This is a genomic window from Sutcliffiella tianshenii, from assembly GCF_016908565.1.
Classification (GTDB): Bacteria; Bacillota; Bacilli; order Bacillales; family Bacillaceae_I; genus Sutcliffiella_A; species Sutcliffiella_A tianshenii.
On sequence record NZ_JAFBED010000002.1, the window covers coordinates 134069 to 158834 of the forward strand.

Annotated in this window: 22 protein-coding genes; all 22 read left to right on the forward strand. The window is 43.4% G+C overall.

The window, feature by feature from the left end:
- The first annotated feature begins 46 nt into the window (after nt 1-46).
- Nucleotides 47-769: a UMP kinase gene (gene pyrH, locus JOC95_RS04200; protein ID WP_204413723.1), complete on the forward strand. Its 723-nt coding sequence runs from the start codon at nt 47-49 to the stop codon at nt 767-769.
- 2 nt (nt 770-771) lie between these two features.
- The gene (gene frr / locus JOC95_RS04205; protein WP_204413725.1) at nt 772-1329 is read left to right on the forward strand and encodes a ribosome recycling factor; all 558 of its coding nucleotides are present in this window, start codon (nt 772-774) and stop codon (nt 1327-1329) included.
- A gap of 131 nt (nt 1330-1460) precedes the next feature.
- Nucleotides 1461-2234, forward strand: a complete 774-nt coding sequence (locus JOC95_RS04210; RefSeq protein WP_204413727.1) for an isoprenyl transferase — start codon at nt 1461-1463, stop codon at nt 2232-2234.
- Nucleotides 2235-2252: 18 nt separating this feature from the next.
- A complete protein-coding gene (locus JOC95_RS04215) occupies nt 2253-3041 on the forward strand; it encodes a phosphatidate cytidylyltransferase (protein ID WP_204413729.1) in 789 nt (262 codons plus the stop codon).
- A gap of 36 nt (nt 3042-3077) precedes the next feature.
- The gene (locus tag JOC95_RS04220; protein ID WP_204413731.1) at nt 3078-4229 is read left to right on the forward strand and encodes a 1-deoxy-D-xylulose-5-phosphate reductoisomerase; all 1152 of its coding nucleotides are present in this window, start codon (nt 3078-3080) and stop codon (nt 4227-4229) included.
- Between the two features lie 13 nt (nt 4230-4242).
- On the forward strand, nt 4243-5505 hold the full coding sequence (gene rseP, locus JOC95_RS04225; protein ID WP_204413740.1) for an RIP metalloprotease RseP: 1263 nt from the start codon (nt 4243-4245) through the stop codon (nt 5503-5505).
- 96 nt (nt 5506-5601) lie between these two features.
- On the forward strand, nt 5602-7305 hold the full coding sequence (locus tag JOC95_RS04230; protein ID WP_204413742.1) for a proline--tRNA ligase: 1704 nt from the start codon (nt 5602-5604) through the stop codon (nt 7303-7305).
- Between the two features lie 94 nt (nt 7306-7399).
- Nucleotides 7400-11710: a PolC-type DNA polymerase III gene (locus JOC95_RS04235; RefSeq protein ID WP_204414673.1), complete on the forward strand. Its 4311-nt coding sequence runs from the start codon at nt 7400-7402 to the stop codon at nt 11708-11710.
- Nucleotides 11711-12016: 306 nt separating this feature from the next.
- A complete protein-coding gene (gene rimP / locus JOC95_RS04240; RefSeq protein WP_204413744.1) occupies nt 12017-12487 on the forward strand; it encodes a ribosome maturation factor RimP in 471 nt (156 codons plus the stop codon).
- A gap of 78 nt (nt 12488-12565) precedes the next feature.
- Nucleotides 12566-13681, forward strand: a complete 1116-nt coding sequence (gene nusA, locus JOC95_RS04245) for a transcription termination factor NusA (RefSeq protein ID WP_204413746.1) — start codon at nt 12566-12568, stop codon at nt 13679-13681.
- A 24-nt stretch (nt 13682-13705) separates the two neighbouring features.
- On the forward strand, nt 13706-13990 hold the full coding sequence (gene rnpM / locus JOC95_RS04250) for an RNase P modulator RnpM (RefSeq protein ID WP_204413748.1): 285 nt from the start codon (nt 13706-13708) through the stop codon (nt 13988-13990).
- Nucleotides 13987-14286 (forward strand): YlxQ family RNA-binding protein, encoded by a 300-nt coding sequence (locus JOC95_RS04255; protein WP_204413752.1) that lies wholly within the window; start codon nt 13987-13989, stop codon nt 14284-14286. Before rnpM ends, JOC95_RS04255 begins: the two co-directional genes overlap by 4 nt.
- A gap of 17 nt (nt 14287-14303) precedes the next feature.
- Nucleotides 14304-16469, forward strand: a complete 2166-nt coding sequence (gene infB, locus JOC95_RS04260) for a translation initiation factor IF-2 (protein WP_204413753.1) — start codon at nt 14304-14306, stop codon at nt 16467-16469.
- Nucleotides 16466-16744, forward strand: a complete 279-nt coding sequence (locus tag JOC95_RS04265; RefSeq protein ID WP_204413754.1) for a DUF503 domain-containing protein — start codon at nt 16466-16468, stop codon at nt 16742-16744. The genes infB and JOC95_RS04265 overlap by 4 nt, the downstream gene beginning before the upstream one ends.
- Before the next feature lie 13 nt (nt 16745-16757).
- Complete coding sequence (rbfA, locus tag JOC95_RS04270) at nt 16758-17117, forward strand: 30S ribosome-binding factor RbfA (protein ID WP_204413756.1); 360 nt, start codon at nt 16758-16760, stop codon at nt 17115-17117.
- A 77-nt stretch (nt 17118-17194) separates the two neighbouring features.
- Entirely contained in the window at nt 17195-18133 is a 939-nt protein-coding gene (gene truB, locus JOC95_RS04275; RefSeq protein ID WP_419096221.1) for a tRNA pseudouridine(55) synthase TruB, read from the forward strand.
- Nucleotides 18134-18190: 57 nt separating this feature from the next.
- The gene (ribF, locus tag JOC95_RS04280; RefSeq protein WP_204414674.1) at nt 18191-19180 is read left to right on the forward strand and encodes a bifunctional riboflavin kinase/FAD synthetase; all 990 of its coding nucleotides are present in this window, start codon (nt 18191-18193) and stop codon (nt 19178-19180) included.
- Between the two features lie 84 nt (nt 19181-19264).
- Complete coding sequence (gene rpsO, locus JOC95_RS04285; RefSeq protein ID WP_078380855.1) at nt 19265-19534, forward strand: 30S ribosomal protein S15; 270 nt, start codon at nt 19265-19267, stop codon at nt 19532-19534.
- Between the two features lie 240 nt (nt 19535-19774).
- Nucleotides 19775-21892: a polyribonucleotide nucleotidyltransferase gene (gene pnp / locus JOC95_RS04290; RefSeq protein ID WP_204413760.1), complete on the forward strand. Its 2118-nt coding sequence runs from the start codon at nt 19775-19777 to the stop codon at nt 21890-21892.
- A 114-nt stretch (nt 21893-22006) separates the two neighbouring features.
- Nucleotides 22007-22972 (forward strand): polysaccharide deacetylase family protein, encoded by a 966-nt coding sequence (locus JOC95_RS04295; RefSeq protein WP_204413762.1) that lies wholly within the window; start codon nt 22007-22009, stop codon nt 22970-22972.
- A 29-nt stretch (nt 22973-23001) separates the two neighbouring features.
- Nucleotides 23002-24243 carry a M16 family metallopeptidase gene (locus JOC95_RS04300; RefSeq protein WP_204413763.1) on the forward strand — a complete coding sequence of 414 codons (1242 nt, stop codon included), beginning with the start codon at nt 23002-23004 and terminating at the stop codon, nt 24241-24243.
- Between the two features lie 78 nt (nt 24244-24321).
- Nucleotides 24322-24564 carry a YlmC/YmxH family sporulation protein gene (locus JOC95_RS04305; RefSeq protein WP_204413765.1) on the forward strand — a complete coding sequence of 81 codons (243 nt, stop codon included), beginning with the start codon at nt 24322-24324 and terminating at the stop codon, nt 24562-24564.
- Nucleotides 24565-24766: the final 202 nt, after the last annotated feature.

The window sequence follows — 24766 nt, forward strand, 5'->3', positions numbered from 1 at the left end:
CATTTATATAGGTAGAATAGAAATAAATGTATTCCTGGAGGTTATTATGGCTCAAGCAAAATATCGTCGTGTCGTTTTAAAATTAAGTGGGGAAGCTTTAGCAGGAGACCAAGGCTTCGGTATCAATCCATCCGTTATAAAATCTGTTTCCCTTCAAGTGAAGGAATTGGCTGATTTGGGTGTGGAAGTGGCTGTCGTAGTCGGCGGCGGAAACATCTGGAGAGGCAAGATAGGCAGTGAAATGGGAATGGATCGTGCTTCCGCTGATTATATGGGGATGTTAGCTACTGTCATGAACTCATTAGCGTTACAAGACAGCCTGGAAAACGCCGGGGTGGAAACGCGTGTTCAAACTTCAATCGAGATGAGACAGGTTGCAGAACCATACATAAGAAGAAAAGCGATACGTCACCTGGAAAAGAAACGTGTAGTCATTTTCGCTGCAGGTACCGGTAACCCATACTTCTCCACAGATACAACAGCTGCATTGCGTGCTGCTGAAATCGAGGCGGAAGTCATCCTGATGGCTAAAAACAATGTGGATGGCGTTTATAGTGCAGATCCGACTGTTGATAGTACTGCAACAAAATATGAAACACTTTCCTACCTGGATGTATTACGCGAAGGACTTGCTGTAATGGATTCAACAGCATCTTCTTTATGTATGGATAATGATATACCAATCATTGTTTTCTCTGTCATGGAAGAGGGAAATATCAAACGTGTAGTATTAGGTGAAAATATCGGAACTATTGTAAGGGGGAAATAACCATGGCGAAACAAGTCATTACACAAACAAAAGAAAGAATGGAAAAGGCGATCCAGTCCTATTCCAGAGAATTGGCTTCCATCCGTGCAGGACGAGCTTCTGCGGCAATCCTTGATAAAGTGACTGTCGACTATTATGGCGCTCCTACTCCTGTAAATCAGCTTGCAAGCATCAACGTTCCGGAAGCAAGATTACTAGTGGTCCAGCCTTACGATAAATCTTCCTTGGGAGATATCGAAAAAGCGATCATCAAGGCTGATTTAGGATTGAATCCTTCCAACGATGGAACTGTAATCCGCATTTCCATCCCTGCTCTTACAGAAGAAAGACGTAAAGAGCTTGTGAAAGCTGTGAAGAAATCTTCAGAGGAAGCTAAAGTGGCGATCCGTAACATCCGCCGCGATGGCAATGATGATCTGAAGAAGCTTGAAAAGAACGGTGAGATCACAGAAGATGAATTACGTGGTTATACAGATGACATCCAAAAGCAGACAGATAGCTACATCGTGAAGGTTGACACTGTTACAAAAGAAAAAGAAAAAGAAATCATGGAAGTCTAAGCGATTTACATGTAAAATAGAAAGATGGAAAGACCCTCTAATGTTTACAGGGGGTTTTTTTGTTAATACTGTTACTATAAATGGAGAACCTTCAAAAGGGCGAGTCTGTTTATTTTTAATGGAGGATTTTTATGCTGAAAAAAATACAAGAGTGGAGAGGCAAAGAAACCTCTAAATCCTCTTTTTCCAAAGAGGAATTGATGCAGCACCAAATTCCTGAACACATCGCAGTCATCATGGATGGAAATGGAAGGTGGGCCAAAAAGCGCGCCTTACCGCGTGTGGCAGGGCATCATGAAGGAATGAAAACGGTAAGGAAAATTACGAAGTCTGCCAATAGCCTTGGAGTCAAGGTGTTGACGATGTATGCTTTTTCAACTGAAAATTGGAAACGCCCCAAATTGGAAGTGGATTTCTTGATGAAGCTCCCGGAAGAGTTCCTTGGCACATTTCTTCCTGAACTGATGGAGGAAAATGTACAAGTCCGATTGATGGGCAACAAGTCAGACCTGCCGGCACACACGCTCAGGGCAGTTGAAAATGCAATGGAAAAAACGAAGGATAATACCGGTCTAATACTTAATTTCGCCTTGAATTACGGAGGCAGAGATGAAATTTTACGAGCGGTGAAAAATGCAGCAACAGATATTCAGGACAACAAATTATCAATGGAACAATTATCAGAAGAGGTTTTTTCTACGTACCTTTTCAGCAATCAACTACCAGATCCAGATCTTCTCATTCGTACAAGCGGTGAAATCAGATTAAGCAACTTCATGCTGTGGCAGCTTGCCTATGCTGAATTCTATTTTACGGATGTACTGTGGCCCGATTTTGATGAAAATCATCTCTTTGAGGCGATTAATAGCTATCAACAGCGCGGCAGAAGATTTGGTGGTATATAAAAAGGTGTTGGACATACAATGAAACAACGGATTATTACAGCTGTCATCGCTGCTGCGGTGTTCTTGCCAATCGTGATTTATGGAAATCTACCATTTGTTCTCTTTATTTATTTATTAGCTACCATCGGATTATATGAAGCGCTTAGAATGAAGAAAATCACCATGACAAGTGTTCCCGGAGTACTTTCCCTGCTCTTGATGTGGGTGCTACTTATCCCGGGGCAATGGATGCCTGAAAATCCCTTGTTTACTAAAATGGAGTTTTTGGTGATAGGTGTTTTACTTCTGTTAACCTATACGGTTATCAGTAAAAACCGATTCAACTTTGATGAAGTAGGTTTTTCTCTGCTTTCAATCATTTATGTAGGTTTAGGATTCTTCTATTTCATCGAAATTCGTGACATCTCCCTAGCTTATGTATTTTTCGCTTTGGTTGTCATTTGGTCAACCGATTCCGGAGCATACTTCATTGGCAAGGCAATGGGAAAAACGAAATTATGGCCGGAAATCAGTCCGAATAAAACGGTGGAAGGTTCTTTGGGCGGGGTGGTCTGTGCAATTTTAGTTGCGATTATCTTTCAGTTTACCGTTGGGTTTGAGCATGGGCTCATCATCACCGTCGTCATTGCAAGTATTCTTTCTGTTGTAGGACAAATGGGCGACCTCGTTGAGTCTGCCTTGAAGAGACATTATGGGGTTAAGGATTCTGGTAATCTCCTCCCAGGACATGGCGGGATTTTAGATCGTTTTGATAGCCTGCTATTTGTTTTGCCACTATTGCATTTTATACATAAATTTATATCCTAAGCGTTCTGATAGTGGTGGATGAAGGAGTGAAAGCTTGTGAAGCAGATTAGTCTATTAGGTGCTTCTGGTTCGATCGGTGTCCAGACTTTGGAAGTGATAAAGCAGCACCCGGATCAATTTGAATTAGTCGCCTTTAGTGTAGGAAGCAATGTTTCGGCTGCAGTCGAGATAATCAAGAATTTTTCTCCTAAAGCTGTTTCAGTGAAATCGAAAGAGGACTGTGATACATTGAAAAGGCAGTTTCCGGCAAGTTCCATCCGCTTCACCTATGGGGAAGAAGGATTGGTTGATATAGCCACACATGATGAGGCGGAGATTGTCGTCAATGCAGTGATGGGAAGTGTCGGTCTGGTGCCGACTCTGCAAGCGATTGAATGCAAAAAAACGATTGCACTTGCAAACAAGGAGACGCTCGTCACTGCCGGCCACATCGTCATGGCTGCCGCTAAGAGACATGGGGTTTCCATTATCCCTGTTGATAGCGAGCATTCTGCCATTTACCAATGTTTACAGGGAGAATATGAAAAAAACATCCAATCTCTTATTTTGACGGCATCAGGGGGAAGCTTCAGGGATAAGTCGAGAAAAGAATTGGAAGGGGTAACAGTTGCCGATGCACTGAATCATCCTAACTGGTCAATGGGTGCAAAAATCACCATCGATTCTGCGACCATGATGAACAAAGGGTTGGAAGTGATAGAGGCACACTGGCTATTCGATATTCCATACGAGGATATTCAGGTGGTATTACATAGAGAAAGTGTCATTCACTCTATGGTTGAATTCCATGATACAAGTGTAATGGCCCAGCTCGGAACGCCAGATATGAAAGTCCCTATCCAATATGCACTAAGCTATCCGGATCGTTTTGAACACAAATCAGGGAAAAGACTGAGTCTCACGGATTTTGGGAAGCTCCATTTTGAGAAGATGGATTTTGAGCGGTTCAGATGCTTGCATTACGCTTATGAAGCAGGAAAAACAGGAGGCACATTGCCTACAGTCCTAAATGCAGCAAATGAAATGGCTGTGGATGCATTCCTGAATGGCAAAATAGGGTTTCTGACCATTGAAGACCTCATTGAAAAAGCCATGCAGCGACATGAGGTCCAATTGAATCCTGATTTGCAGACCATTAAAGAGATTGACCTTGAAACGAGAGAATTTGTTCGTTCACTAACAGATTAAAGGTGGAGATCTAGTGAATACAGTAATCGCATTTATTATCATCTTTGGAGTTCTTGTATTTGTACATGAACTGGGACATCTGGTTTTTGCCAAGCGTGCAGGCATTCTTTGCCGAGAATTTGCCATAGGGTTCGGCCCCAAGGTATTTTCATTTAAAAAACAGGAAACCGTCTATACGATCAGACTTCTGCCGATCGGCGGATTTGTCCGCATGGCCGGGGAAGACCCAGAAGTGATAGAGGTCAAGCCTGGCTACCATGTGGGCCTTATGTTCGATGCAAAAGGGGAAGTCAATAAGGTAGTCATCAATAACAAAGATAAATATCCTGATGCCAAGATCATCGAGGTGGAATATGCCGACCTCGAGCGTGAACTTATCATCAGGGGATACGAACTTAATGAAGAGGAAACATTGAAGGATTATAAGGTAAGCAAGGAATCCTACTTTGTGATGGACGGGCAGGAAATCCAGAATGCGCCGTTTGATAGACAATTTGGATCCAAAACGCTCATGCAACGCACCTTGGCCATCTTTGCAGGTCCGATGATGAACTTCATCCTAGCCTTCTTCATATTCGCATTTCTGGGAATGGTACAAGGCTATTACATCAATGAAGCCGTTATCGGGGAATTAGCTCCTGATGGCGCTGCACAGGCTTCAGGGTTGCAACAGGGCGATAAAGTATTGGCTATCAATGACGAAAGCGTATCTACCTGGGAAGAAGTCGTGAAGATCATCCAGGTAAACGCGAATGAGGAACTATTATTTTTGATTGAGCGGGATGGGCAATCGATGAATATTCCTGTCACCCCAAAATCCGATAAGGCGGAAAACGGGGAGGAAAGGGGAGTCATCGGCGTATTTATGCCTACTGAAAAGTCGTTTCTAGGAGCGATTCCAAATGCTGCCACAGAAACCTATACATGGACGAAGGAAATCATCACCGGCCTTGGGAAGCTTATCACAGGTCAATTCTCCATAGATATGCTATCAGGTCCTGTTGGCATATATAAATCCACCGAGGTTGTAGCGGAATCAGGCATCTTCCTTCTCATGCGCTGGACTGCAGTTCTGAGCATCAACCTAGGTATCATCAACCTCTTGCCGATCCCGGCATTGGATGGTGGAAGACTGATGTTCTTTGCTGCAGAAGCGGTAAGGGGGAAACCGATTGACCGCCACAAAGAAGGACTCGTCCACTTCATCGGCTTTGCACTACTGATGCTCCTGATGCTGGTAGTAACCTGGAACGACATCCAGAAGTTCTTTTTATAATTAAAAATTAGATTAAATGAGATCTTGCATGCTTGTGAAAGATGCAAGTTCTCTTTGCTTTTATAGAAAAATACATACGTAATGGGGTGCCCTTATATGAAACAAAGCATGACTCTTATTCCTACTCTTAGAGAAGTCCCTTCAGATGCAGAAGTGAAAAGTCATCAACTGCTTCTTAGAGCAGGTTTTATCCGCCAAAACGCAAGTGGGATCTACAGTTTTCTTCCGTTAGGCAAAAGAGTATTGAAAAAGGTAGAAGATATTGTCCGTGAAGAAATGGAAAATGCAGGGGCAGTCGAGCTGCTGATGCCGGCTATGCAGGCTGCAGAGCTATGGCAGGAATCCGGCAGATGGTATTCCTACGGACCGGAACTGATGAGAATGCGTGATCGTCATAACCGAGAGTTTGCACTCGGCGCTACCCATGAAGAGGTAATCACGACCATTGTCCGTGATGAAGTGAAATCCTATAAGAAACTACCTCTGACACTCTACCAGATCCAGACAAAATTCCGAGATGAAAAACGTCCACGCTTCGGCCTCTTAAGGGGAAGAGAGTTTTTGATGAAGGATGCATATTCCTTCCACTCCTCCCAAGAGAGCCTGGACGATGTGTATGAAAAAATGTTCACTGCATACTCCAACATCTTCACAAGACTTGGATTGAATTTCCGTGCGGTCATCGCGGATTCCGGTGCAATGGGAGGGAAGGATACGCATGAATTCATGGTGCTATCCGAGATCGGAGAGGATACGATAGCCTATTCCTCGGACTCATCCTATGCTGCCAATATTGAAATGGCTCCGGTAGTTGCCAACTATGAAAAAAGCGGTGAAGCGGAAATAGAAATGGAAAAGGTGTCTACACCTGACCAAAAGACCATAGAAGATGTTTCAGGATTCTTAAATGTAACAAGTTCCAAGATGATTAAAACACTCTGCTTCAAAGTGGATGAAAAATTTGTAGTTGTACTCGTACGCGGCGACCATGAAATCAATGATGTAAAACTGAAAAACCTATATCAGGCATCCGTAGTAGAACTGGCGACGCCTGAGGAAGTGAAAGTACAGATGGGCTGTTCCATCGGTTCCCTTGGACCTATAGGTTTGCCACAATCTGTGGAGGTTGTAGCAGACCATGCTGTCGAGTATTTGGTAAACGCAGTGTCAGGTGCCAACGAAGAGGGTTATCATTATACAAATGTCAATCCTGTCAGGGATTTCTCTGTAAATCAATATACTGACTTACGATTCATCCAGGAAGGTGACCTGTCTCCTGATGGACAAGGTGTTATCCGTTTTGCTAAGGGTATTGAAGTTGGACATGTATTCAAGCTGGGAACACGCTATAGTGAAGCGATGGGTGCAACTTATCTCGACGAAAACGGAAGAACCCAGCCGATGATCATGGGCTGTTATGGCATCGGTGTATCCCGGGTCATGGCTGCTGTTGTGGAGCAGTTCCATGATGAAAGTGGTATTGTTTGGCCGAATGCAGTCACACCGTATGATGTTCATGTTATACCGGTGAATGCGAAAAATGCCGAACAGGCTGCACTGTCTGAAGAAATTTATAGCGAATTGAAAAGAAATGGATTTGCGGTTCTTTTTGATGACCGCCAGGAGCGTCCAGGAGTCAAGTTTGCAGATGCAGATCTGATCGGGTTGCCTGTACGTGTGACTGTCGGGAAAAAAGCAGAGGAAAAAGTAGTGGAAGTTAAATGGAGAAAAACAGGTGAAATGGAAGAAGTATCTGTTGACAATTTAATTCAAACACTGCGTCGATCTGTAGTACAATAAGAGAGAAAAAAATAAAAGGTACCCCCATTAGGAGGTACCTTCTAGTATGTTTAGAAAAATGATCAGGGACGGAGAAAGGGGTCTGAACATTGTAATGGAGCTAGTCCAAGAAAAAAAAGATCGATTTCGTCTTCTCCTTCAACAGCTTGACTTGACAAGTGACGATATTTTTCCTTACTTTGCAGAAGCTGGTATAGATAAATTGACTGTAGAGAAGACGAGTAAAAGATGGCATTTTCATTTTGTCCTACAGAAGGTTCTGCCTGTTTCCATTTATGAATTATTTTATATGAAGCTGACGAAAAGCTTTTCACATATTGCCAATGTATCCTTTCAAATAAGTGTCTTGGACCGATCTTTTGAGGATTCATATATACAGGATTATTGGCCTGTCTGCCTGAAAGAACTTGAAGGTTGTTCTCCGCCTCTCATGATGCTATTAAAGGGGCAAGTTCCAACGCTTCAAGGAAATAAGCTTATGCTCACTGCCAGGAATGAAGCGGAGGCCATAGCGGTCAAGAGAAAATTGAACACCACCATTTGTTCAACATATGAAGGCTTTGGTTTTCCGACGTTCGTACTTGATACAACACTGTCCCATTCCGAAGAGGAGTTTAAGCAGTTTGTCGAGAAAAAGCAGATGGAAGATCAACAAAAAGCATTGGCGGCCGTAACGGAAATGCAGAAAAAAGATAGCGCCAAGGATGATGGCGGTTCTATCAGCGGCCCTGTAATGATCGGTTATACCATCAAGGATGACGCAGAGATGAAAACCTTGGCTGAGATTGTTGAAGAGGAAAGGCGTGTTGCGGTCCAAGGATATGTTTTCGATGCAGAGACAAAAGAGCTTCGCAGCGGAAGAACCTTGTTGACCTTTAAGATTACAGACTACACCAATTCCATCCTTGTTAAAATGTTCTCCAGGGATAAAGAGGATGTTCCACTCTTGCAGGCCGTGAAAAAGGGGATGTGGCTTAAGGTGCGGGGAAGTATCCAAAACGATACCTTTGTCCGCGACCTTGTCATGATGGCAAATGATATCAATGAGTTCCAAGGCAAGGAAATTAGGGATACCGCACCTGAGGGGGAGAAAAGGATCGAACTGCATCTGCATTCCCCGATGAGTACGATGGATGCCGTGAGCAGCATTTCTTCACTTGTTGCACAAGCAAAAAAGTGGGGGCATGAAGCCATCGCCATCACTGACCACGCGGTTGCCCAAGGATATCCGGAAGCGTATTCCGCCGGTAAGAAAAATGGTGTCAAGATTTTATACGGATTGGAAGCCAACCTTGTGGACGATGGTGTTCCTATTGCCTATAACCCTGTCCATCGGAATCTTGCAGAAGATACGTATGTAGTGTTCGATGTTGAGACGACCGGTTTATCTGCCATGTACGATACAATCATCGAGCTTGCTGCTGTCAAGATCAGGGATGGGGAAATCATAGACAGATTCGAGTCATTCTCCAATCCTCACCACCCTTTGTCTGCAACCACCATCAACTTGACGGGCATTACTGATGATATGGTAAGGAATGCTCCTGAAGTCGGGGATGTACTGCAGGATTTTTATAAATGGATCGATGATGATATTCTGGTTGCTCACAATGCGAGCTTTGATATGGGATTCCTGAATATCGGATTCCAGCGCATTGGGCTCGGGAAAGCAAAAAATCCGGTCATTGATACATTGGAGCTTGGACGACTTCTTTTCCCGGATCTGAAAAATCATCGATTGAATACACTTTGTAAAAAGTTTGATATCGAACTCACCCAGCACCACAGGGCCATCTATGACGCAGAAGCAACAGGATATCTCCTCATGAAGATGCTGAAGGACTCATTGGAGCGTGGCATCACCTATCATGATGAATTGAATGACAACTCCGGTAAGTCAGATGCCTATAAACGGGCGAGACCATCTCATATCACGCTGCTTGCTGTTAATGATGTCGGATTGAAGAACATTTTCAAGCTTGTCTCCCTATCCCATATGAACTTCTTTTTCAGAGTTCCGCGCATTCCGCGCTCCTTGCTGCAAAAGCATAGGGAGGGTCTCCTTGTCGGTACTGCTTGCGACAAGGGGGAAGTATTTGAAGGGATGATGCAAAAAGCACCAGATGAAGTGGAAAGTATTGCAGAGTTCTATGATTACATCGAAGTGCAGCCGCCAAGCAATTATGATCATCTGATTGAATTGGAATTGATAAAGGATGATAAGGCATTAAAGGAAATCATCACAAATATTGTGAAGCTCGGAGAAAAACTTGAAAAGCCTGTCGTGGCGACCGGGAATGTCCACTATTTGAAAAAAGAGGACAAGATTCACCGTGAAATCCTTGTTAGATCCCAATCAGGAGCAAATCCGCTGAACCGACACAAGCTTCCAGATGTCCATTTCAAGACAACCGATGATATGCTCGCAGCCTTCAGTTTCCTTGGTGAAGAGAAGGCAAAAGAAATCGTTGTTGCAAATACACAAAAAGTCGCAAGTATGATAGAAGACATCAAACCGATCAAGGATGACCTTTATACACCGAAAATTGAAGGTGCTGATGAGGAAATCCGTGAAATGAGCTATAGGATGGCGAGGAGCATCTATGGGGAAGAGCTTCCGGAGCTTGTTGAGAAGCGGATTGAAAAAGAGCTGAAAAGTATCATAGGTCACGGTTTTGCCGTTATCTATCTCATATCCCATAAGCTTGTGAAGAAGTCATTGGATGACGGATATCTTGTAGGTTCACGTGGTTCTGTCGGTTCCTCCTTTGTCGCGACCATGACAGAGATAACCGAGGTGAATCCTCTACCGCCGCATTATGTTTGCCCATCCTGTAAAAAATCCGAGTTCTTTGACGATGGCTCGGTAGGTTCGGGGTTTGATCTACCTGATAAGGATTGCCCGGATTGTGGAGAAGCTTTTAAAAAGGATGGTCATGACATACCGTTTGAAACGTTCCTAGGGTTTAAAGGGGATAAAGTTCCTGATATCGATTTGAACTTTTCAGGGGAGTATCAGCCACGTGCCCATAACTATACAAAAGTGTTATTCGGCGAAGATTATGTTTTCCGTGCAGGGACAATCGGTACTGTAGCTGATAAAACAGCCTATGGCTATGTAAAAGGCTATGCAAATGACCGTAACCTCATTCTACGCGGGGCTGAAATTGATCGCCTATCATCAGGATGTACAGGGGTGAGAAGATCGACAGGCCAGCATCCCGGCGGAATTATCGTTGTACCGGATTATATGGATATTTTCGATTTCTCCCCGATACAGTTTCCGGCGGATGATACAAGCTCGGAATGGAAAACCACTCACTTTGATTTTCATTCCATCCATGACAATCTGTTGAAGCTTGATATTCTTGGACATGATGACCCTACGGTGATCAGGATGCTCCAGGATTTAAGCGGAATTGATCCAAAGACGATCCCGACAGACGATCCTTATGTGATGAAAATATTCAGTGGCACAGAGTCACTTGGAGTGACAGAAGAGCAGATCATGTGTAAAACCGGTACACTGGGTATTCCTGAGTTCGGAACAAGATTTGTCCGACAGATGCTTGAGGATACAAAGCCATCTACATTCTCTGAGCTTGTCCAGATTTCAGGACTTTCACATGGGACGGATGTTTGGCTTGGAAACGCCCAAGAACTAATTCACAATAAGACTTGTACTTTGAGTGAAGTGATCGGGTGCCGTGATGATATCATGGTTTATCTCATCTATAAAGGACTGGACCCTTCCATGGCTTTTAAAATCATGGAATCTGTGCGTAAAGGAAAAGGACTGTCCGATGAATTCAAAGAAGAAATGATCAAGAATGATGTACCTGCCTGGTATATCGATTCCTGCCTGAAAATCAAATATATGTTCCCGAAGGCGCATGCTGCAGCCTATGTCCTGATGGCAGTGCGCATCGCCTACTTTAAAGTGCATTTTCCTTTGATGTACTATGCTGCATATTTTACCGTCCGTGCGGATGATTTCGATCTTGACAGCATGGTGAAGGGATCTGCCGCAATGCGTCAAAAGATCGAAGAGATAAATGCCAAAGGCCTGGATGCTTCCCCTAAGGAAAAATCCTTATTGACCGTCCTGGAATTGTCACTTGAAATGAGTGAAAGAGGTTACTCCTTCCAAAAGGTGGATCTATACAAATCACATGCATCAGATTTCATCATAGAAGGAAACTCACTTATACCACCATTCAATGCCATACCGGGACTAGGTACCAACGCGGCCATCAATATTGTAAAATCAAGGCAAGACGGCGAGTTCCTTTCAAAAGAGGACCTACAGCAGCGTGGCCGGGTGTCCAAGACCATCATGGAATTCCTGGATAAGCAAGGCTGCCTGGGTTCCCTTCCGGATCAAAACCAGCTTTCCCTGTTCTAAAAAACTGTCAGAATCCCTTTGGTCCCTTAGTGTGCAAGCTTTGCAAACACTAGAAAGATTTGCATATTTACCAGGGATATGATATATTTACATTGGAAATGCTATATACAGGTAATTAGCAAAGAGTGGGGAAACCCACTCTTTCGTATTGTATCCCCATTTTCCGGCGACCTGGGAAATTGCTCCTGCGGTATCGCCCTTAGGTGTACATAAGCTTGCTTGTTTATGATTCCCTGCTGATTTTGGCAGGGTCTTTTGTTCAGATTTTAAAAACATCGTTTCTCGCTACAGCGAAGGAGGAAAAAGATGAGCAAAAATGTAATAGATACGGTAGAGGAATTAATGCTGCCTATCACAGAAGAAATGAATGTTGAATTAGTGGATATTGAATATGTAAAAGAAGGTTCTTCTTGGTTTTTACGTGTGTTCGTAGACAAAGATGGCGGCATTGACATTGAAGACTGTGGAACAGTGAGCACAATGTTGAGCGAAAAGCTTGATGAGCTGGATCCTATCCCGCATAACTACTTCCTCGAGGTCTCTTCTCCTGGTGCAGAGCGCCCCTTGAAGAAAAAAGAAGACCTGGAAAAATCAATCGGAAAGTATGTGCATGTTAAAACATACGAGCCTTTGGATGGACTAAAAACCTTTGAAGGTGACCTATTAAGTTTTGATGGCGACACACTTACTATCTCCATGACGATCAAGACACGTAAAAAAGAAGTGGCAATTCCATATCCGAAAGTGGCCAAAGCACGTTTGGCAGTGAAATTCTAATAAGGTTCTATATCTATTGATCCTTTTGCCTAAGTGGTATAAGGGAATGAATGGATATGTTAAGGGGGACATGGTTGTATGAGCAGCGAGTTATTTGATGCCCTGACTCTGATGGAAAAAGAAAAAGGCATTAGCAAAGACGTAATTATTGAAGCGATTGAGGCTGCACTTATATCTGCTTACAAAAGAAACTTCAATCAAGCACAAAATGTTCGTGTAGACCTGAACTTGGAAACAGGCACCATGCGAGTATTTGCAAGAAAAGATGTTGTGGATGAAGTATTTGATCCCCGTCTTGAGATTTCCGTGCAGGAAGCACGCCAACTGGATCCGAACTATCAGGAAAATGATGTGGTGGAAATCGAGGTTACACCTAAGGACTTTGGCCGCATTGCAGCACAAACTGCAAAGCAGGTCGTTACCCAGCGCGTAAGGGAAGCGGAACGCGGAGTCATCTACTCGGAGTACATTGAACGGGAAGAAGACATCATGACAGGTATCGTCCAACGATTGGATGCAAAGTTCATCTATGTCAGCTTAGGCAAGATCGAAGCACTTTTACCCGTAAATGAGCAGATGCCTAATGAACATTACAAACCACATGATAGAATAAAAGTATTCCTTACAAAAGTCGAGAAGACGACAAAGGGTCCTCAAATCTTTGTTTCCCGCTCGCACCCAGGATTGCTGAAGCGACTATTTGAGTTGGAAGTGCCAGAAATCTATGATGGTACCGTCGAGATCAAATCAGTGGCGCGTGAAGCAGGCGATCGCTCCAAGATCTCTGTACATTGCGATAATCCTGAAGTTGATCCGGTTGGAGCCTGCGTAGGTCCGAAAGGACAAAGGGTTCAGGCAATCGTAAACGAACTGAAGGGCGAAAAAATCGATATCGTAAAATGGTCCAAGGATCCTGTGGAATTCGTGGCAAATGCCCTTAGTCCTTCAAAGGTCCTGGAAGTACAGGTGAATGAAGAGGACAAAGCGACCACCGTCATCGTCCCTGACTACCAGCTTTCCCTTGCAATCGGGAAAAGAGGCCAAAATGCCCGCCTTGCAGCAAAATTGACTGGCTGGAAGATCGATATCAAAAGCGAGTCTGAAGCAGAACAATTAGGAATCTATCCAAGTCTTTCCCTATCAAAAAATGAAGATGATATGGATGATTACTATGAGGACGAAAACACGGAATAATGATCGTAAAAGAGGGTGAGACCAGTGAACAGCCGCAAAAAAATTCCTATGCGAAAATGCGTTGCTAGTCAGGAATTGAGACCGAAGAAAGATTTGATTCGCATTGTCCGCTCCAAAGAGGGCGAAGTCTCGATTGACCTGACAGGGAAGAAGTCTGGTAGAGGGGCGTATTTGGCAAGAAGCAAAGAGAGTATCCTTCTTGCAAAAAAGAAAAATATATTATCCCGACATCTAGAAGTGGCGATTGATGATTCATTGTATGATGAATTGCTTCAACTGGTAGAAACGGAGAAAGATTCTACATCATGAATAATCAATGGTTATCCATATTAGGCCTCGCCACAAGGGCGAGAAAAATCATCACCGGGGAAGAACTGGTGGTAAAAGAAGTAAGAAATGGGAATGCAAAGCTTGTAATCGTTGCAGGGGATGCATCTTCCAATACAATGAAAAAGCTGCAGGATAAATGCAGTTATTACAAAGTGCCAATCAGGACGGTCGAGGATCGGTACGAGTTAGGTCGGGCAATAGGAAAAGACGCGAGGGTTTCCATCGCGATCCTTGATGAAGGGTTTGCAAAAAAACTCCTTACAATGCTCGATTAATCTTTGGGGGTGAATGTATGACGAAATTACGCGTGTACGAATACGCTAAACAGAAGAACGTATCAAGTAAAGATGTCATTACAAAACTAAAAGAAATGAATATTGAGGTATCAAACCATATGGCAACATTAGATGAAGACACTATCCAAAAATTGAATGGCACGAACAAAAAAGAAACAGCTAAAAAACCGGCGGCACAAGGAACAAACAGTGCTCCAAAGAAGCCGGCGAATAGCCAAGGATCCGCACAAGGTGGTCAAAAGAGCGGCAATTCCGCTCAAAAGCCAGCTAAAAAACCTTTCAACAGCAACAGCAATAACAATAACAACAATAATAACAATTTTTCAAAAGGCAAAAAGAAACAACAGAATAACAAACAAAACCGCGGACCACAATCAGCGCCAACACCACCAGTGAAGAAAAAAGAGACACCTTCAAAAATCACATTCACAGGTTCCCTGACAGTTGGAGAATTAGCTAACAAGCTGAACAAAGAGCCTTCTGAAATCATCAAGAAGCTTTTAATGTTAGGTGTGATGGCTACCATCAACCAAGATCTTGATAAAGATGCTATCGAACTTGTAGCTGGCGAGTACAATGTGGAAGTAGAAGAAGAAATCATTTTTGAAGTTACCGATTTCGAAGGCTACGAAACAGAAGATAAAGAAGAAGTGCTAGAAGAGCGCCCACCGGTAGTCACTATCATGGGTCACGTTGACCACGGTAAAACCACCCTTCTTGATTCCATCCGTAACACGAAGGTTACAGCAGGGGAAGCTGGCGGTATCACACAGCATATCGGTGCATACCAAGTAGTGGTAGAAGGCAAGAAGATTACTTTCCTTGATACTCCAGGGCATGCTGCCTTTACAACGATGCGTGCGCGTGGAGCGCAAGTAACGGATATTACCATCCTTGTTGTAGCTGCGGATGATGGAGTAATGCCTCAAACAGTCGAAGCAATCAACCATGCTAAAGCTGCAGAGGTTCCGATCATTGTTGCTGTAAACAAGATGGATAAAGAAGGAGCCAATCCTGAACGTGTGATGCAGGAATTGACTGAGCATGGACTTGTTTCCGAAGCATGGGGCGGGGATACAATCTTTGTACCACTATCTGCTCTAAGCGGAGAGGGAATTGATACACTTCTTGAAATGATCCTGCTTGTATCTGAAGTGGAAGAATTCAAGGCCAATCCTAAGCGTGCTGCATCAGGTACTGTCATCGAGGCGCAGCTTGATAAAGGAAGAGGTTCTGTAGCTACACTTCTTGTACAAAAAGGTACGCTTAAAGTTGGAGATCCTATCGTTGTCGGCAATACATTCGGTCGCGTGCGTGCAATGGTTAATGATTTGGGACGCCGTGTGAAAGAGGCTGGTCCATCAACACCAGTTGAGATCACGGGTCTTAATGATGTTCCGCAAGCCGGTGACAACTTCATGGTCTTCGCTGATGAGAAAAAAGCGCGTAATGTCGGTGAGGCACGTGCTCAAAAACAACTTCAAGAGCAAAGAAGTGAGAAAACCCGTGTAACATTAGATGACCTTTTTGAACAAATCAAACAAGGTGAAATGAAAGAAATCAACATCATTGTCAAAGCAGACGTTCAAGGCTCTGTAGAAGCGATGGCTGCTTCCCTGCAGAAAATTGAAGTTGAAGGGGCAAAAGTGAAGATCATTCACACTGGTGTCGGAGCGATTACAGAATCCGATATCATCCTGGCATCTGCATCAAATGCCATCGTCATCGGGTTCAACGTGCGTCCTGATGCAGGAGCAAAACGTACAGCCGATGCAGAGAAAGTTGACATCAGATTACATCGCATCATCTACAAAGCGATCGAAGAAATCGAGGCAGCGATGAAAGGGATGCTTGACCCTGAATTTGAAGAAAAAGTGATCGGTCAAGTGGAAGTCCGTCAAACGTTCAAGGTTTCCAAAATCGGTACCATTGCCGGAGCTTATGTTACGGAAGGTAAAATCACCCGTGATTCCAGCATCCGCCTGATCCGTGACGGAATCGTCATTTTTGAAGGGGAATTGGATACGCTAAAACGTTTCAAGGATGATGTGAAGGAAGTTGCGACAAACTATGAGTGTGGAGTAACAATCAAAAACTTTAATGATATTAAAGAAGGCGACATCATCGAAGCGTACGTCATGCAAGAAATCGAAAGAAAATGATCGGATATCTAGAATGTGACTGTATGATCTATGATGCGCAATCACTGAAGGAGAAGAGAGCCGTGCTTCAGCGTATCATCACAAGGCTGAAGCAACGGTTCAACATTTCCATATCCGAGATTGACCATCAGGACGTATGGCAGCGGACGAAGCTAGGGATTGTATCCATATCTTCTTCTAAATCCGTCACCGAAAAGGAATTGCAGAAAGTCTTGGATTATTTGGATTCCTTTCCGGAAATTGAACGAGCAGAAACTTCGCTTGATTGGCTTTAAAGGGGTGAAAATTATGACACTCAGATCAAACCGTGTTGGAGAGCAGATGAAAAAGGAGCTTTCCGATATCATTGGTCGTAAAATCAAGGATCCCCGTGTAGGTTTTGTCACTGTTACAGATGTACAGGTTACCGGCGATCTTCAGCAAGCCAAGGTGTTTATCTCTGTCCTTGGAGATGATGAAAAAAGGCAGGATACATTGATCGGCTTGGCAAAGGCAAAAGGCTTCATCCGCAGTGAAATCGGACGAAGAATCCGTTTGAGAAAAACGCCTGAGCTTTTCTTTGAATTTGACGAATCCATGGAATATGGTAATCGCATCAATACCTTGATCCATGAATTGAATAGAAATGACTCTTATGATGAAGAGTAACCTTGAAGGATAGACAGAATTGTCTATCCTTTCAGTGTAATTATTGCGATTTTCAACCCTTAAAAAAACGATTAAATATGGAAGGGGTGTATCCCTTGGATGGCATTCTGGTATTAAACAAACCAAAGGGAATTACTTCTCATGACTGTGTCTTCAAAGTGAGGAAAATCCTAAAAACAAAAAAAGTCGGTCACACAGGCACTCTCGATCCGGAGGTCACCGGAGTATTGCCGATCTGCATTGGTAAAGCCACTAAACTGGTTGAGTTTCTTACTGTCGAACAAAAATCATACATAGGTGAAGTAACCTTGGGCTTTTCCACCACAACCGAGGACCAAACAGGGGAAACGGTAGAGGAAAAGGAAGTAGGGGAACCTATTTCCAAAATAGAAATCGAGCGGGTGCTGCAACAACTCACAGGCGAAATAGAACAGACCCCACCCATGTTTTCCGCAGTGAAAATTAATGGAAAGAAATTATATGAATATGCAAGAGAAGGTAAGGTAATAGATCGCCCCTCCAGAAAAATAACGATATATGACCTTTTTCTCACTAGCGATATCAAGCATGAAAACGGTACGCTGAAATTCTCTTTTGAGGTGTCATGCAGCAAAGGGACCTATGTAAGGACTTTGGCTGTACAAATAGGGGAACTGCTTGGATATCCGGCACATATGAGCCAATTGATCAGGGTTGCTTCGGGTAACTTTAAAATTGACCAGGCCATCACCTTGGATGAACTTGAAGAGCTGATGACTGACGGAAATGTGGACAGTAAACTTGTACCGATGGAAAAAGCGTTAAACTCGTTGCCTAAGCTTACGATAAGTGATACAGTAGCAGAGAAAGTGCAAAATGGAGCAGTCCTCCCCATTCCTGAAGATCTTGAATGGGATGCTGAGTATTTCAGTATTTTCCATGATGACTCTTGCCTGGCCATCTATATGAAGCATCCTTCAAAACCGGGTATGATGAAGCCAAAGAAGGTTTTCCACGGTCAGGACAGTGATTTTTAGAGAGAAAAAGAAATTTGGCATACATACTGTATGAACAGATAGATTTAGGTGATTATGATGAAAGTTGTCTATTTAGAACATCCTCATTCCATACAGCAAAAAGAGTGTGACCCTTCGGTCGTGGCACTCGGTTTTTTTGACGGCATCCATTTGGGACACCAAAGTGTCATCAAGGCTGCCATTAAAACTGCCAGGGAGCATAACCTGAAAGCGTCCGTCATGACATTGGATCCGCATCCATCCGTCGTATTGAGGAAGACCGTTCAACATGTCCGCTATATTACTCCTTTGATGGAAAAGATTAAAATTCTTAACCAATTGGGTGTGGACATTCTGTACGTTGTGAAATTCGACCTCGGATTTGCCGGACTTGTGCCGCAGGATTTTGTAGACCAGTATATCATCGGTCTTAACATCAAGCATGTGGTGGCAGGATTTGATTATTCCTATGGCCGCTTAGGTAAGGGAACAATGGAAACATTGCCATTCCACTCACGTGGGCAATTTAACCAGACAGTCATTGAAAAATATACAACCAATAATCTCAAAGTAAGCTCTACACTCATCCGTGAGCAAATCAAAGAAGGGGAGATGGACAAGCTTCCCCTTACCTTGGGTCGATATTATGTAATCAGGGGAACTGTGGGCCATGGTGATAAGCGTGGTCGTACAATCGGCTTCCCCACAGCGAATATAAAGCTTTCAGATGAATATGTCATACCGAGGACAGGCGTCTATGCAGTCAGGATGCATGTGAGGGGAAGATGGTATCAAGGAGTCTGCAATATCGGCTATAAACCTACCTTTAAAGAACGTGAAAAAGAAGATCTGCCTTCCATTGAAGTCCATCTTTTTGAATTCAGTGAATCCATTTATGGAGAGGAAGTCATTGTAGAATGGCACCAAAGCATCCGGGAAGAGCGGAAATTCGATGGTGTGGATGCCCTGATCGCACAGATCCAAATGGACAAAGAGACTTCCCTTGACTATTTTCAAAAAAGCACACCCGATACTTGCTTTTTATCCAAAAAAGATGTATGCTATTAAACGTACTAAAACCATTGCTTGGCAAGTCGAATCACCAACGCTTGCTCGGTAATAGGGGTTTTTACTAATAAGGAGGTGAATAGGATGGCTATCACACAAGAGCGTAAGCAAGAGCTAATCAATGAGTACAAAACTCATGAGTCTGACACTGGATCTCCAGAAGTTCAGATCGCTGTCCTAACAGAGCAGATCAACAACCTAAACGAGCATTTACGTACTCACAAGAAAGATCACCACTCACGTCGTGGTCTATTGAAAATGGTTGGTAAACGTCGTAACTTACTAACTTACCTACGTAACAAAGATGTAACTCGTTACCGTGAACTAATCACAAAATTAGGTCTACGTCGATAATGTTTTTTGAAAAAGCGGGAGAATTCCCGCTTTTTTGTTAGTATTTTTAGAAGCGACTAATCGCAAGGTTGTACCTTTATTTTTCCATTTATATCATAAAAGGCAACTTTTTACCTATACATTACGGAATTCTATTGATATGTTGTAGTTATTTCGTTCATACTATACATAATACTAAATGCATTATTTTTACTATTCATTTTCTTTTACATATGAGCTAGAGAGGGGTTAAACGAACTCATGGGACAAGACAAACAAGTCTATACTATTGATTGGGCTGGAAGGAGCCTTTCGGTAGAAATTGGCCAATTGGCGAAACAAGCAAACGGAGCTGTAATGGTTCGTTACGGTGACACTGCTGTATTAAGCACTGCAACTGCTTCAAAAGAACCGAAAAAATTAGATTTCTTCCCACTGACTGTAAACTACGAAGAGAGATTATATGCAGTAGGGAAAATCCCCGGTGGTTTCATCAAGCGTGAAGGTCGCCCAAGTGAAAAAGCGATCCTTGCGAGCCGTTTGATCGACAGACCGATCCGTCCATTGTTTGCCGATGGATTCAGAAACGAAGTTCAGGTTATCAGCATCGTAATGAGCGTAGACCAGAACTGTTCGTCCGAAATGGCAGCGATGTTCGGTTCATCTTTGGCATTATCCATTTCTGATATCCCGTTTGAAGGACCGATTGCAGGTGTGACGGTCGGACGGATCGATAATGAATTTGTCATCAATCCAAACGTTGAGCAGTTGGAAAAAAGTGATATCAATCTTGTAGTTGCCGGTACGAAAGATGCCATCAACATGGTTGAAGCAGGTGCAGATGAAGTGCCGGAAGAAGTGATGCTTGAAGCTATCATGTTCGGTCACGAAGAAATTAAACGCCTGATTGCATTCCAGGAGGAAATTGTACAAGCGGTCGGAAAAGAAAAATCCGAAATCGCGCTGTATGAAGTTGACAAAAACCTCGAAAACGAAATCCGTGCGCTTGCCGAAGAAGATATGACCTCTGCGGTACAAGTATTTGAAAAGCATGCACGTGAAGCTGCCATCAAAGAGGTGAAAGCGGCTGTCCTTGCAAGATACGAAGAGCAGGAAGTGGAAGCAGATACACTTAAACAAGTCAATGAGATCTTGAGCATGCTTGTCAAAGAAGAAGTTAGAAGACTAATCACAGAAGATAAGGTACGTCCTGATGGCCGTAAGAGCGATGAAATCCGTCCATTATCATCTGAAGTAGGATTGCTTCCCCGTACACATGGTTCAGGGCTATTTACTCGTGGACAAACCCAGGCATTGAGCATCTGTACTTTAGGTGCACTTGGCGATGTTCAGATCTTGGATGGTCTAGGTGTGGAAGAAGAAAAGCGATTCATGCATCACTATAATTTCCCATTATTCAGTGTAGGTGAAACGGGTCCTATGAGAGGTCCGGGACGTCGTGAAATCGGTCACGGTGCCCTTGGAGAACGTGCACTTGAACCTGTCCTGCCTTCTGAAAAAGACTTCCCTTATACGGTTCGTCTTGTTTCTGAAGTATTGGAGTCCAACGGTTCCACTTCCCAAGCGAGTATTTGTGCAAGCACATTGGCCATGATGGATGCAGGTGTGCCAATCAAGGCACCGGTAGCCGGAATTGCAATGGGATTGATCAAAAAAGGCGAACATTATACAGTGTTATCAGATATCCAGGGCATGGAAGATCACCTTGGGGACATGGATTTCAAAGTTGCAGGAACATCCAAAGGTGTTACGGCACTTCAAATGGATATTAAGATCGAGGGACTTTCCCGTGAAATCCTTGAAGAAGCATTGCAACAAGCGAAAGTCGGGCGTATGCATATTCTTGAATCCATGCTTGCCACTTTGAATGAGTCGCGTAAGGAGCTTTCCCAGTACGCTCCTAAGATCCTGATGATGACTATCAATCCGGATAAGATCCGCGATGTTATTGGACCAAGCGGAAAGCAGATCAATAAGATCATTGAAGAAACCGGCGTCAAGATCGATATCGAACAGGATGGAACGGTATTTATCTCATCTGTTGACAGCTCGATGAACGAAAAGGCGAAAAAGATCATCGAAGATATCGTGCGCGAAGTACAAGTAGGCGAAATTTACTTAGGAAAAGTGAAACGCATCGAGAAATTTGGTGCATTCGTCGAATTGTTCAGCGGCAAGGACGGTCTTGTCCATATTTCAGAACTAGCTGAAGAACGTGTGAAACAAGTGGAGGACGTTGTGAAGCTTGGCGAAGAAGTATTGGTAAAAGTCATGGAGATCGACAAGCAAGGAAGAGTAAATCTTTCAAGAAAAGTTCTCCTTAAAGAGCAAAAAGAAAAGAATGAACAAATGTCTTAAAAACGAGCCTGGTGAAGACCGGGCTTTTTTTGCAATAGATTGACAATGACCTATTAGGATGTTCTACCTTGTCCCCCTTCTACATAAATTCTAGTAGAAAGGGGGAAGGCTAGAATGAAAAGATCCTTGATACAAATTGCAGCTTTTACGATTGTAGCTTTTTTTACATATAAAACGGTGAGTCATCCGAATCCGGAGGATCTTACCAGGTCCCTGTCAATGAATCTCTCAGAGGTTTCAAAGCAAAGGGATGCATTGTTTACAGAAATAGAGGAGAAAGCATCAAAATACGAGGTTGAGCCACAGGATGCCAAGATCGATAAGGTATGGAAAGCGCAGCCTGGCCTTAACGGGCTGAAGGTCAATGTTAAAAAATCATATGAAAATATGAAGAAAAATGGTGTGTTTGATGAAAAAAAGCTCGTCATGGACCAAATCGCACCCGATGTCCATTTGAGTGACCTTCCTCCATCCCCCATCTACCGTGGGCACCCTGAAAAACAAATGGCCTCATTTTTAATAAATGTGGCATGGGGAAATGAACATATCCCGGGGATGCTTGAAACTTTGAAGAAACATGGGGTAAAAGTGACTTTTTTTCTAGAAGGAAGATGGGTCAAGGAAAATCCGTCGATGGCAAAAATGATTGTCGATGCTGGGCATGAAGTGGGGAACCACTCGTATACCCATCCGAATATGAAGACTCTTGGGTCAGATGCAGTCAGGGAACAGTTAGTGAAAACAAACGAAGTGATTGAAGCGATTACAGGAAATGATGTCGTATGGTTTGCTCCGCCGAGCGGAAGCTATCGGGATGAAGTTGTCAAAATTGCGCATGATATGAAGCTTGGCACAATCATGTGGAGTGTGGATACCATCGATTGGCAGAAGCCGGAACCAAATGTGCTGATAAATCGGGTGATGGGTAAAATTCATCCGGGCGCCATGATACTCATGCATCCGACACCTTCGACCGCTCAGGCCCTGGATTCACTTATCATCTCAATTAAAGAAAAAGGGCTGGAACTAGGATCTGTTTCCTCTTTGCTAAGTGAAGAGAGAATCACACATCACCACTAGAATTGCAGACTTGAATAGGAGGATTATCGTTGCTTACAAAACATACATGTTCAAATGGAGTTAGAATCGTAGTAGAAAATATACCTCATGTCCGCTCTGTTGCAATCGGCGTATGGATTGGTACGGGTTCTAGGAATGAAGACCATGAAAATAATGGGGTATCCCATTTTCTTGAGCACATGTTTTTTAAAGGGACCAAAACGAAGAATGCAAGAGAAATAGCGGAGGCCTTCGATTCCATAGGCGGACAGGTGAATGCCTTCACTTCAAAAGAATATACATGCTATTATGCAAAAGTAATGGATGAACATTCAGATTATGCCCTTGGTGTACTTGCAGATATGTTTTTCCATTCCATCTTTGATGAAGAAGAGCTGAAAAAAGAGAAAAATGTCGTGTATGAAGAAATCAAAATGTATGAAGATGCTCCAGACGATATTGTCCACGACGTTTTAAGCAGAGCCTCCTATGGAAATCACCCACTTGGATATCCAATACTGGGCACTGAAGAAACATTGTCCAAATTTAACGGTGATACACTGAGAAATTATATGAAAGAGACCTATACACCTGATAATGTAGTCATTTCGGTGGCAGGCAATATTGAAGACTCCTTCATAAAAGAAATCGAAGCACATTTTGGAAGCTATGAAACTGGATTCTCGAAACGTGACTATGTTAAGCCGGCGTTTGAAACGGGACGCATCGCAAAGAAGAAGACAACAGAGCAGGCTCACCTATGCCTTGGTTACAATGGATTACCGATAGGCGACAAGGACATCTACAATCTGATTGTACTGAATAATGTATTGGGCGGAAGCATGAGCAGCCGTCTATTCCAGGATGTACGTGAAGAGCGTGGACTTGCCTATTCTGTCTATTCTTATCATTCCACCTATCAGGACAACGGAATGCTGACCATCTACGGTGGAACAGGCAGCAGTCAAATGGACCTGCTTTTTGAAACCGTCCAGCAAACTCTTGATAAGCTGAAGGCGGACGGCATCACTCAAAAAGAGCTTGTGAACAGTAAAGAACAGATCAAGGGAAGCCTGATGCTGAGCCTTGAGAGCACAAACAGCCGTATGAGCCGAAACGGTAAAAACGAGCTTCTTCTCGGCAGACACCGTTCCCTTGATGATATATTGGAACGGATAAACAGCATCACGGAGGAATCGGTCAACAGCCTCGCAAGGAAAATCTTCACGGATGAATTTTCTGTCGCGTTGATCAGTCCCGACGGAGAACTTCCAAAATCCTTAAAAGAATAAATAATTCGCCTGCTAGTGGAACTAGCAGGTTTTTTTTCGTCCATACCTTAATATAGTAGGTATAAGGAGGCGATGCGAATGAGACTGAGTGAAATGAGTGGAAAAGAGATTGTGGATGTAAAAAGGGCGGAAAGATTGGGGATCCTGGGACATACCGATTTGGAAATCAACGAAAATACAGGTGAAATCAGATCCCTGATCATCCCCTCTGTTAAATGGTTCGGCCTGAAGAAAGAAGGAAGCGATATCCGCGTGCCTTGGCAGCATATCAAGAAAATTGGAACGGACATGATCATCATTGATATTCCCGATGAGGACTAGGAGAGACCCGGCTTGATGCCGGGTCTTTTTGCGTTCATATTAAATTAAGTGTATTTCCGCACAGAGATCCAGCTGGAATGCTCATCATATGGCCGATGACGAGCTTTTCTGCAAAGAAATCGAGGAAAAAAGCCCATCATAAGGCCGATGACGAGCTTTTCTGCAAAGAAATTCAGGGGAAATGCTCATCATAAGGCCGATG